Raw genomic sequence first — 12,398 nt, 5'->3', positions numbered from 1 at the left:
TTTCACGATGACCGAGGACAAACTCCGTACCTATCTGCGCAGGGTCACGGCCGAACTGCAGCAGACCCGTCAGCAGCTCAAGGACAGCCAGGACCGCGTCAGGGAGCCCCTTGCCATCGTGGGCATGGCCTGCCGGCTCCCCGGCGGCGTCGACTCGCCCGAGCAGCTGTGGAAGATGGTGATCGACGGGGCCGACGGGGTGAGCGGCTTCCCCGACGACCGCGGCTGGGACCTGTCCGGCCTCTTCGACCCCGACCCCGACCGGCCGGGGACGACGTACACCCGGGAGGGTGCGTTCCTCCAGGGAGCCGGTGACTTCGACGCCTCCTTCTTCGGGATCTCACCCCGCGAGGCCATGACCATGGACCCCCAGCAGCGGCTGCTGCTGGAGACCTCCTGGGAGGCACTGGAGCGAGCCGGGATCGACCCGCACACGCTGCGTGGCAGCCGCACGGGTGTGTTCGTCGGCGGCACGGCCATCGAGCACACGGTCAAGCTCATGAACTCGCCGACCGACCAGGGCTACGCGATCACGGGCGGCTCCGCGAGCGTGATGTCCGGCCGTGTGTCCTACGTACTGGGCCTCGAGGGCCCGGCGGTGACCATCGACACGGCGTGCTCGTCCTCGCTCGTCGCCCTGCACTCCGCCGCGCATTCGCTCCGGCAGGGTGACTGTTCCCTCGCGCTCGCCGGCGGCGTCGCCGTCATGGCCACCTCGTCGGCCTTCGTCACCTTCGCCCGGCAGCGCGGCCTGGCCGCGGACGGCCGCTGCAAGGCCTTCTCCGACGACGCCGACGGCATCGGCTGGGGCGAGGGCGCCGCCATGGTCCTGCTGGAGCGTCTTTCGGACGCGCGCCGCAACGGTCACGAGGTGCTGGCGGTGATCCGTGGCTCGGCGGCGAACCAGGACGGTGCGTCCAATGGGCTGAGCGCGCCGAACGGACCCTCGCAGCAGCGGGTGATCCGTGCGGCCGTCGCCAACGCCGGGCTGGCCCTGGCGGACGTCGACATGGTCGAGGCGCACGGCACGGGCACGACGCTGGGTGACCCGATCGAGGCGCAGGCGCTGCTGGCCACCTACGGCCAGGACCGCCCTGACGACCGGCCCCTGTGGCTCGGCTCGCTCAAGTCCAACATCGCGCACACCCAGGCGGTCTCCGGCGTCGCCGGCGTGATCAAGAGCGTGCTGGCCCTCCAGCACGCCGTCATGCCCAAAACGCTGCACGTGGGCAAGCCCAGCACGCAGGTGGACTGGTCGGCGGGCGCGGTGGAGCTGCTGACCGAGCCCCGCCAGTGGCCGGAGACGGGGCAGCCGCGCCGCGTGGGTGTGTCGTCGTTCGGGATCAGCGGCACCAACGCCCACGTCATCCTCGAGCAGGCCCCCGAGGAGAACGACGACACGGAGAAGCAGCCCGATGACGCCGCCGCGCCGCCGTTCACCGCGCGGCCCGTGCCGCTGCCCTGGCTGATATCCGGAAACACCGAGGCCGCGCTGCGCGCCCAGGCCGCGCGCCTCCAGGCACACCTCGACGCCAACCCCGGCCTCGGGGCCGCCGACGTCGGCTATTCGCTGCTGACGAGCCGTTCCGTCCTCGCCCATCGCGCCGTGCTCTTCACCCACCAGGACGCGGACCGGCCCACCACCCTCGCCGAGCTCGCCGCCGGAGTCGACGCCCCAGGCCTGGTCCGGGGCACCGGCGACGTGGGCAACGGTGTGGTGTTCGTGTTTCCGGGTCAGGGTTCGCAGTGGGTCGGTATGGGGCGTGAGTTGTGGGATGCCTCGCCGGTGTTCGGGGCCCGCATGGAGGAGTGCGCGCAGGCTCTGGCGCCGTTCGTGGACTGGTCGTTGCGGGATGTGGTGTTCCGCGACGCCGAGGATCCGCTGTGGCAGCGGGTGGATGTGGTGCAGCCGGTGTTGTGGGCGGTGATGGTCTCGCTTGCGGCGGTGTGGCGTTCGTTCGGGGTGGAGCCGGCCGCGGTGGTGGGTCATTCGCAGGGTGAGGTTGCTGCGGCGTGTGTGGCTGGGGGGCTGTCGTTGGAGGACGGTGCCCGGGTGGTTGCGGTGCGTTCGCGGCTGGTGCGGGAGAAGTTGTCGGGCCGGGGTGGGATGGGTTCGGTTTCCTTGCCGGTGGCCCAGGTGGAGGAGCGTCTGGTCCGGTTCGGGGGCCGGGTGGGTGTGGCTGCGGTGAACGGGCCGTCCTCTGTGGTGGTTTCGGGTGAGGTCGAGGCGCTGGATGCGCTGTTGGCGGAGTGCGAGGAGGCGGGGGTTCGGGCCCGTCGTATCGCGGTGGACTATGCCTCCCACTCGGCTCAGGTGGACGCGCTGAACGATGATCTGCTGGCGGAGCTGGCGGAGATACGGCCGCAGACCTCATCCGTGGCGTTCTATTCGACGGTCACCGGTGAGCGGATGGACACGGCGGGGTTGGATGCCCGGTACTGGGTGACGAATCTGCGGGAGCGGGTGCGGTTCGAGCCGGTCACGCGCCTGCTGGCCGAACAGGAACACCAGGTCTTCGTCGAGTCCAGCCCCCACCCGGTCCTCACCATGGCCGTCCAGGAAACCGTGGAGGGCGTGTACGGCGCGGGGGCCGCCGTGGGTTCGCTGCGGCGCGAGGAGGGCGGCGTCCAGCGGCTGCTGACATCGCTGGCCGAGGCGTATGTCGCCGGTGTTCCGGTGGACTGGTCGATGGTGTTCGCCGGGAGCGGGGCACGCCGGGTGGACCTGCCCACCTACGCCTTCCAGCACGAGCGCTACTGGCTCGAGGACGTCGTGCAGCCCGGCCAGGAGGCCGGTGGAACGACCGATCCGGTGGATGCGGCGTTCTGGGGTGCGGTGGAGCGCGCGGACGTCGACAGCGTGGCCTCGCTCGTCGACGGGGTCGACTCGCAGGCATGGGAAAGCGTCGTCCCGGCGTTGTCCGCCTGGCGCACGGGCCGTCGGACGCAGACGACCATTGATTCGTGGCGGTACCGGACTCTGTGGCGTTCGGTGACGATGCCGTCGGCGGCCTCCTTGAGTGGTGTGTGGCTGGTGGTCAGCCCCGGTACGGATGCTCCGGTGGAGGAGGTCACGGGGGCGCTCACTTCGGCGGGTGCCGAGGTGCGCACCCTGGATATCGAAGCGGGCACGGATCGTGCGGCTCTGGCGGAACGGCTCGTCGAGGCGGGTGAGGTCGCCGGTGTCGTGTCGCTGCTGGCCTGGGGCGAGGACACGGCGCTCGCATCGTCGCTGCGGTTGGTGCAGGCGCATGGGGATGCCGGGTTGGTGGCGCCGGTGTGGGTGCTGTCCCGGGGTGCTGCGGCGGTGGGTTCGGATGATGCCGTGAGCGCGGTGCAGTCGTCGCTGTGGGCGTGGGGGCAGGTCGCGGGTCTTGAACTGCCGGGCGTGTGGGGCGGCTTGGTCGATGTTCCGGCCGTGTGGGACGAGAAGGTGGCGTCGTCGCTGACGGCGGTGCTGGCGGCGGGTGAGGGTGAGGACCAGGTCGCGGTGCGGCCCTCGGGCGTGTATGCACGCCGTCTGGTGCGGGCGCCGTTGGGTGCGAGTGCGGTGCCGGTGCGGGAGTTCAAGCCCCGGGGCACGGTGCTGATCACCGGCGGCACGGGTGGTGTCGGTGGGCATCTGGCGCGTTGGCTGGCGGACGAGGGTGTGAGCCGTCTGCTGCTGGTCAGCCGCCGCGGCCCGGACGCCGAGGGCGTGGCGGAGCTGGTCGGGGAGCTGCGTGCGCTGGGCTGCGAGGCCACGGTGGTCGCGTGTGACGTGACCGATCGTGCGGCCCTCGCCCAGGTGATCGCGGACATCCCGGCCGAACACCCCCTGACCGCGGTCTTCCACACCGCCGGCGTCTCGGGGTACGCCGTACTCGCCGACGCCACGCCCGAGCACTACGACCAGGTGCTGTCGGTCAAGACGCGAGGTGCGCAGAACCTCGACGAGTTGACCGCCGGGCTGGAGTTGGACGCGTTCGTGCTGTTCTCTTCGGGTGCCGCGGTGTGGGGCAGTGCGGGCAATGGTGCGTACGCGGCGGCGAACGCGTTTCTGGATGGTCTGGCGTGGGAGCGCCGGGCGCGTGGTGTGGTGGCGACGTCGGTGTCGTGGGGTGGCTGGAAGGCCACGGGTATGGCGACGGACGGTACCGCTGAGCAGCTTGAGCGTCGTGGTGTGCGGGCGATGGATCCGGCGTTGGCGGTGGAGGCGCTGCGTCAGGCGTTGGAGCAGGACGAGACGGCGTTGACGGTGACGGACATGGACTGGGGGAGGTTCACTCCCGGGTATGCCATGGCGCGCCGCAGGCCGTTGATCGAGGACATTCCCGAGGCCGCGCGGGCGCTCGCGGAGGAGTCCGACGACACCACCGGCGACGCGGAGACCGACTCCGCCCTGCGCCAGAGCCTGGCCGCACTCACCGTTCCCGAGCAGCACGACCGGCTGCTCGAACTGGTCCGTGCCGAGGCGGCGACCGTACTCACCCACGGGACGACGGACGACATCACCCCCGCGAAGCCGTTCCGGGATCTCGGGTTCGACTCGCTGACCGCGATGGAGCTGGCACCGCCTCAACACCGCCACCGGGCTGCGGCTGCCCGCGACCCTCGTCTTCGACCACCCCACACCGCATCGGCTCGCCGGCCACCTCCACGAGCAGCTCTTCGACAGCGCCACGGAGGCAGCGCTGCCCGCGCTGCGCGCGACGGACGACGACCCGATCGTGATCGTGGGCATGGCCTGCCGTTTCCCCGGCGGCGTACGCGGACCCGAGGACCTGTGGCAGCTCCTCGTCGAGGGCCGCGACGAGATGACGGACTTCCCCGCCGACCGGGGCTGGCACGGACTCGCCATGAACTCCTTCCTGGAGGAGTCCGGCGGAGCACGGCAGGGCGCCTTCCTGACCGAAGCCGGAGACTTCGACGCGGCGTTCTTCGGGATCTCGCCGCGTGAGGCACTGGCGATGGACCCGCAGCAGCGGTTGCTGCTGGAGACGTCGTGGGAGGCGCTGGAGCGGGCGGGCTTCGACCCGGCCGCCCTGCGTGGCAGTCGTACCGGCGTGTTCGTCGGCGGCACCCCGCAGGAATACACGACGGTACTGATGAACTCGGCCGAGGCGGGCGGCGGTTACGCGCTGACCGGTGCCTCGGGCAGCGTGATGTCGGGCCGGGTCGCCTACGCGCTCGGCCTCGAAGGGCCCGCCGTCACCGTGGACACGGCCTGCTCCTCCTCGCTGGTGACCCTGCACCTGGCGGCGCAGGCACTGCGCAACGGCGAGTGCGACCTGGCCCTCGCCGGCGGCGTCACCGTGATGGCGACGCCGGGCGCTTTCGTGGAGTTCCAGCGGCAGGGTGGTCTGGCGCCTGATGGCCGGTGCAAGGCGTTCGCCGACGGTGCGGACGGCACCGGCTGGGGCGAGGGTGTCGGCCTGCTGGCGGTGCAGCGGTTGTCGGACGCGGTGCGTGACGGGCGTCCGGTCCTGGCGGTGGTACGCGGCTCGGCGGTGAATTCCGATGGTGCGTCGAACGGTCTGACGGCGCCGAACGGTCCGTCGCAGCAGCGGGTGATCCGGCAGGCGCTGGCGTCGGCGGGGTTGTCGCCGGCCGATGTGGACGTGGTGGAGGCACACGGCACCGGGACCAGTCTGGGTGACCCGATCGAGGCGCAGGCGCTGCTGGCGACGTACGGCCAGAACCGTGCCGACGACCGGCCGCTGCTGCTGGGATCGGTCAAGTCCAACATCGGACACACCCAGTACGCCGCCGGAGTCGCCGGACTGATCAAGTCGGTGCTGGCGCTGCGGCACGGGACAGTGCCGAAGACGCTGCACGTGGACGCGCCGTCGCGGGAGGTCGACTGGTCGGCGGGGGCGGTCGAGCTGCTCACCGAGGCCAGGGAGTGGCCCGAGACGGGCCGGCCACGCCGGGCGGGGGTCTCCTCGTTCGGGATCAGCGGGACGAACGCCCACGTCATCCTGGAACAGCCCCCCGAGACCGCTCCGGTGACGGACGGGGCGGACCGGCCGACGCCGTCCGTGGCACTTCCGGTGACACCATGGGTGCTCTCCGGCCGGACCGAGGCGGCACTGCGCGAGCAGGCCGCGCGACTGCGGAACCGTCTCGTGAACCGGCCCGACCTCGGCACGCTGGACGTGGCGTGGTCGCTGGCCGGAACGCGTGCGGTGCTGGAACACCGGGCGGTGGTGGTCGGCCGGGAGCGTGAGGAGTTGCTGACCGGGCTGGAGGCACTGGCCGAGGGCGTTTCGGCGGCCGGTGTGGTGCGGGGTGTGGCCGGTGACGGTGGGACGGCGTTGCTGTTCACCGGTCAGGGTGCGCAACGCCTGGGTATGGGCCGGGAGTTGTATGAGGTGTTCCCGGTGTTCGCGGCGGCCTTCGATGAGGTGTGTGGGCAGCTGGATGTGCTGTTGGAGCGGCCGTTGAAGGAGGTCGTCTTCGGCGGTGACGAGGCGGTGCTGCGGCGGACGGAGTGGGCGCAGCCGGCGTTGTTCGCTTTGGAGGTGGCGCTGTTCCGGTTGGTCTGTTCGTGGGGTGTGCGGGCGGATGTGCTGGTGGGTCACTCGATCGGTGAGTTGGCGGCGGCGCATGTGGCCGGTGTGTGGTCGTTGGAGGATGCCTGCCGGGTGGTGGTGGCGCGGGGCCGGTTGATGCAGGCGCTGCCCGCCGGTGGGGCGATGGTCGCGGTGGAGGCGGCCGAGGACGAGCTGGGTGTGTTGCCGGGTGGGGTGTCGGTGGCGGCGGTGAACGGGCCGCGGTCGCTGGTGCTGTCGGGGGACGAGGAGCCGGTGCTGGAGGTGGCGGCGCGGCTGGCGGGGGAGGGCCGGCGTACGAAGCGGCTGTCGGTGTCGCACGCTTTCCATTCGGCGCGGATGGAGCCGATGCTGGCCGAGTTCGAGCGGGTTCTGGCGTCGGTGGAGTTCCGTGCTGCGCGGGTGCCGGTGGTGTCGAATCTGACGGGTGAGGTGGCTGGTACAGAGCTGACGACGCCCGGGTACTGGGTGCGTCAGGTGCGTGAGGCGGTGCGTTTCGCGGACTGTGTCGGCACGGCGCTGGGCCGGGGTGTGGAGACGTTCCTGGAGCTGGGGCCGTCGGGTCCGTTGACCGCGATGGTGGAGGAGGTCCTCGACCAGGCCGGTGCCGGGGCCGTGTGCGTCCCCGCCCTGCACCCCGAACGCCCCGACGTGCAGTGCCTGACCCTCGCCCTCGGCCGGATCCACGCGGCCGGCGCCTGCGTCGACTGGCCCGCGCTGTTCGCCGGTACGGGAGCCCGCACGGTGGAACTGCCCACCTACGCCTTCCAGCACAAGCGGTACTGGCTCGACTCCCTCGCGACCGGCAGCGGTGACCCCACGACCCTGGGACTCACGGCGACCGGCCACCCGCTGCTCGGCGCCGGTGTGGCGCTGCCCGACTCGGACGGCTTCCTGTTCACCGGACGGCTCTCCCTGGCGACACAGCCGTGGATCGCCCATCACGCACTGCTGGGAACCGCCCTCCTGCCGGGCACCGCGTTCGTGGAAGTGGCGTTGCACGCCGGCGGCCAGGTGGGGTGCGAAACGATCGAGGAACTCACCCTGGAAGCCCCGCTGATCCTGGGCGAGCAGGGCGGGCGCGCGGTCCAGGTGGTGGTCGGCGGCCTCGACGACACCGGCCGGCGGAGCATCACCGTCCACTCGCGGTCCGAGGACGACGGAGACGACCAGCCGTGGCTGCGCAACGCCACCGGAGTGCTGAGCGAACACAAGGCAGCGGAACCCGAAGCCGAACCGTCGGCATGGCCGCCGGCAGGCTCGACGGAGATCGCGGTCGACGACTTCTACCCGACCATGGCCGAGGCCGGTTTCACCTACGGACCGGTCTTCCAGGGCCTGCGCGCCCTGTGGACCAGGGACGGCGAACTGTTCGCCGAGGTCCGCCTCCCTCAGGAGGCGGGTGACGGGGACGACGGCTTCGGGGTGCATCCGGCGCTGCTGGACGCGGCCCTGCAGCCGCTGGCGCTCGGCGTCCTGGGCGGCACGGCCGACCGTGAGCCGATCAAGGGGGGCATGCCCTTCGTCTGGACCGGAGTCCGGCTGCACGCCACTCATGCCACCGTCGCGCGGGTCCACCTGGCACCGACGGGACGCAGCGAGGTGTCCGTCACGGTGACCGACGACGCGGGCCTGCCGATCGCCACGGTCGACTCGCTGGCGATGCGCGACCCGGCACTGGAGCAGTTCACCGCCTCGGCCCCGCACCAGGACGCGCTGTTCCACCTGAAGTGGACCGCGCTGCCCCTCGGAACGCAGGAGGTCTCCGGGGAGTGGGCGATGCTCGGGTTCGACCCGCTGGAGATCCGTCCGCGCCTGGTCGAGGCGGGCCTCACCGGCACGCCGTACCTCGACCCGCAGTCCCTGACCGACAGTCTGGAAGCGGGCGTGGCCGCCCCGGCGGTGGTGGCCATGTGCTGCTTCGGCGGTGACCAGGGCGGCACCATCGCGGCCACCCACGACGTCGTACGCCGGGTACTGGAAGTGCTCCACCACTGGCTCGCGGACACCCGCCTCACGGGGTCCCGGCTGGTGCTGCTGACCCGGGGCGCGGTCGCGGCCGGCGACCCGGACCGCACCGGCGACCCGGCGGCCGCGGCGGTCTGGGGCCTGGTGCGGGCAGCGCAGTCGGAGCACCCGGACCGGATCGTGCTGGTCGACCTCGACGACGACCCGGCCACCTACCGGGCGCTGCCCAAGGCGCTCGCCACCGGCGAACCGCAACTCGCGCTGCGCGCGGGCACCGCGAGCGTGCCCCGGCTGGCCCGGCACACCGCGGCACCCCAGACCGATCCGGGCTTCGGGCCCGACGGCACCGTGCTGGTCACCGGCGGCACCGGCGCGCTGGGCTCGGTGGTCGCACGCCATCTCGTCACCGCCCACGGAGTGCGCCATCTGATGCTGGCCAGCCGCAGCGGCGAAGACGCGCCGGGCGCGGCCGGACTGCTTGCCGACCTGACCGGACTCGGCGCCGACGTACGGATCGTGGCCTGCGACGTCGCGGACCGCGAAGCGCTCGCAGCGGTGCTGCGGGACATCCCGTCCGACCGTCCGCTGACCGGAGTCGTCCACACGGCGGGCGTGCTGGCGGACGCCACCGTCGAGTCGCTCACCCCGGACCAGCTCGACACGGTGTTGCAGGCCAAGGCAGACGCCGCCTGGCACCTGCACGAGCTGACCGAGGGGACACCGCTGCGGGAGTTCGTGCTGTTCTCCTCCGCCGCCGGGCTGCTGGGCAGCCAGGGACAGGCCAACTACGCCGCCGCCAACTCGTTCCTGGACGCCCTCGCCGCCCACCGGCGCGACGCCGGACTGCCCGGCACCGCACTGGCCTGGGGCTGGTGGGAGCAGTCCGGCGGTATGGGTGCCGACCTCGGCCGGGCCGAACGCGCCCGGATGGCCCGCGGCGGACTCAGCCCCTTCACCGCCGAGTCCGGCATGGCGGCCTTCGACCAGGCCCTCGCGGCCGGCACCGACCCGCTTCTGGTGCCGATGCGGCTGAACACCGCCGCCGCACGGGCGGCCAGTGAACAGCAGATACCCCCGCTGCTGCGCGGACTGGTACGCGCCCCGCAGCGCCGGGCGACCCGGTCGGACACCCGGGCCACCTCCCACCTGCACGAGCAGCTGACGCGGACCGCCGAGGCCGAGCGGCCGGCGCTGCTGACCGAGCTGATCCGTGGGGAGGTCGCCCAGGTGCTCGGGCACAGCGGAGCCGAGGCCATCGCGGACGACAACGGTTTCGTGGAGCTGGGCTTCGACTCGCTCACCTCGGTGGAACTGCGCAACCGGCTCAACGAGCGCACCGGGCTGCGCCTGGCGTCCACGGTCGTCTTCGACCACCCGACGCCCGCAGCGCTCGCCGCCGAACTGAACGACCAGCTGCGCATCGCGGCGGGGGCGCAGGCACCTGCCGTGGCCGGCGCACCGGCCGTTCAGACGGCCCAGGACACCGACGGTGCCGAGGACGCCGACACGATCAGCGACCTCGCGGTCATCAACGGAGTGGAGGCCCTCTACCGGCGCTCCATCGAACTGGGGCGGCTCGACCTCGGTCACAGCGTGCTGCGCAACTCGGTCGACCTGCGGACGAGCTTCTCCACCGCGGACGAGCTGCGCAACGCACCGACCCTGGTCAGGCTCGGCGAGGGAGACCGGCACCCGAAGATCATCGGGTTCCCGTCGCAGTCGGTGTGGGCGAGCAACCAGGAACTGGTCAGCATGGCCACGCCGTTGCGCGGTGTGCGGGACGTGTGGTCGCTGATGCTTCCCGGGTTCGTCACCGGGCAGCCCGTCGCCGCCGACGTGGACGCGGCCGCCGAGTTCGCGGTACGCCTCATCGAGGACCTGGTCGGGGACGAGCCGTTCGTCCTCGCAGGACGCTCCTCCGGCGGACGCGTCGCCCACGAGGTGACGTCCAGGCTGGAAGAGCGCGGACGGTCGCCGCAGGGCCTGGTGCTGATCGACAGCTACCTGGCGGGCTACGACGCCACCTCGTACATCGTCCCCGTGATGGAGTCGAAGGCCATCGAGCTGGAGAGGGACTTCGGCCGGATGACCGGGACGCGTCTGACGGCGATGGCCGCGTACTTCGGCATGTTCGAGCACTGGCAGCCCAGGGAGATCTCCACTCCGACGCTGCTGGTGCGGGCCTCCGAGTGCTACGGCGTCGAACCGGGGCAGGAACAGCCGCCGGCCGAGCAGTGGCAGTCAGCCTGGCCGCTGCCCCACGATGCGATCGACGTACCGGGCAACCACTACACCATGCTGGAAGGCCACGGAGACGTGACGGCGGCCGCCGTGCACGAGTGGCTGACCCGGCTCCCGCAGTAGAGCGCACACCGACGGGCCGTGCTCCGCTCTCGCGGAGCACGGCCCCTCGCGCGAACCGTTCGGCACGAGCCGGGCCCGGCGCACCGCACCGGGCCCGGCTCTTTCGCGCCCCCGGCGCCGGTTCGCAGGGGCCCCAGCCCCTCGAGGGCCGGCGTTCCCGAGCCCAACACCCTCCGGTACGTTCCCGCTCCCGGCAGGATCTCCCGGCGCGTCACCCTCTGCGCGGACATGCAGAAGGGCCCGGCAGGCTCACCGGCCTGCCGGGCCCTTCGCCGCTCCGGGCGGTCACCAGGTGACGGGAAGACCTTCGAGCCCGCGGATGATCGAGGCGGACTTGAGCCGGAGCTCCGACTCGGGTACCGCGAGCCGCACCGACGGCATCCGCTCCAGGATCGCCTTGAAGGCCTCCTGCAGCTCGATACGGGCCAGCTGGGCACCCAGGCAGTAGTGGATGCCGGCGCCGAAGGCCAGATGGGGGTTGTGCTCGCGCGCCAGGTTCAGCCGCTCCCCGTCCTCGAAGACCTCGGGGTCGCGGTTGGCGGTGGCGACCGCGGGCATGACCACGGTCCCGGCGGGCAGCACCGTGCCGTTGCTCAGCTCCACCTCGGCGGTGGTGAGCCGCGGGATGATGCCGCCGGTCGTGGTGAGGGGCACGAAGCGCAGCAGCTCGTCGACCGCCCGGGGGATCCCGTCGGGGTTCTCGCGCAGCTCGTCGAACTGGTCGCGGTGGTGCAGCAGGTGCACCAGGAACATGCTGATCTGGTTGGCGGTCGTCTCGTGGCCCGCGCTCAGGATGCCGATGCTCAGCGCGATGATCTCGCGCTCGGTGAACGTCGTGTCCTCCTCGCTGACCTTGATCAGCGCGGTGATCAGATCCTCGCCGGGGTTCTCCCGCTTGCGGGTGATGAGTTCACCGAAGTACTTCACCAGGGAGACGGTCGCGAGCTCCTTCTCCACGACCTGGCTCCAGTCCCCGAGCAGCGAATTGGACCAGGCGTGGAACGTGTCCTGGTCCTCGGCCGGCACCCCGAGGAGCTCGCAGATCACCCGAACCGGCAGCGGAACGGAGAAGGCCTTGACCAGGTCCACCGGGCGAGGCAGGTTCTCCATCTCGTCGAGGAGTTCGGCGACCATCTCCGCGATGCGCGGCCGCAGTTGCTCCACGTTGCGCGCGGTGAAGGCCTTGGTCACCAGTTTGCGCAGCCGCGTGTGCTCCGGCGCGTCCATACCGACGAGCGACTCGTTCATCAGCTTGCCGGTCTCGGTCTCCGACATGGCCGCGGCCGCGGTGGCCATGACCTTGCTGCTGAACCGGGAGTCCACGAGCACCTTGCGTACATCGGCGTGCTTGGTCACCATCCAGCCGCTGATGCCGTCGGGGAACTTCACCTCCACCACGGCGGCGCCGTCCCGGATCTCGGCCAGCTCAGGGGGCAGTTCACGGACTGAGGGCGGATCGGGAAACGGGAACGCTACGGGCTCGGAAGGTGCTTCGGCCATGACATGCTCTCCAGATTCGTGAGACGTACAGAA

At 71.6% G+C, this 12,398-nt stretch carries 1 protein-coding gene and 1 pseudogene; one reads left to right on the top strand and one right to left on the bottom strand.

Annotation, left to right across the window (positions count from 1 at the left end; all coding sequences use genetic code 11):
- Positions 1-40 precede the first annotated feature (40 nt).
- A pseudogene (locus BJ965_RS40605) lies at positions 41-10,865 on the top strand (type I polyketide synthase); the annotation flags it as partial.
- A 285-nt stretch (positions 10,866-11,150) separates the two neighbouring features.
- Here BJ965_RS40605 and BJ965_RS12140 read toward each other — a convergent pair.
- Positions 11,151-12,365, bottom strand: a complete 1,215-nt coding sequence (locus tag BJ965_RS12140; RefSeq protein WP_184908669.1) for a cytochrome P450 — start codon at positions 12,363-12,365, stop codon at positions 11,151-11,153.
- Positions 12,366-12,398: the final 33 nt, after the last annotated feature.

Origin of the sequence: Streptomyces luteogriseus (assembly GCF_014205055.1) — a bacterium.
Lineage (GTDB): Bacteria > Actinomycetota > Actinomycetes > Streptomycetales > Streptomycetaceae > Streptomyces > Streptomyces luteogriseus.
The sequence above is the reverse complement of the archived record's forward strand: the minus strand, read 5'-3'. Positions and strand labels throughout refer to the sequence as shown.

Bases quoted from the DNA above. Each gene is read 5' to 3' on its own strand.
- BJ965_RS12140 (WP_184908669.1), bottom strand. From the start codon at position 12,365: ATGGCCGAAGCACCTTCCGAGCCCGTAGCGTTCCCGTTTCCCGATCCG.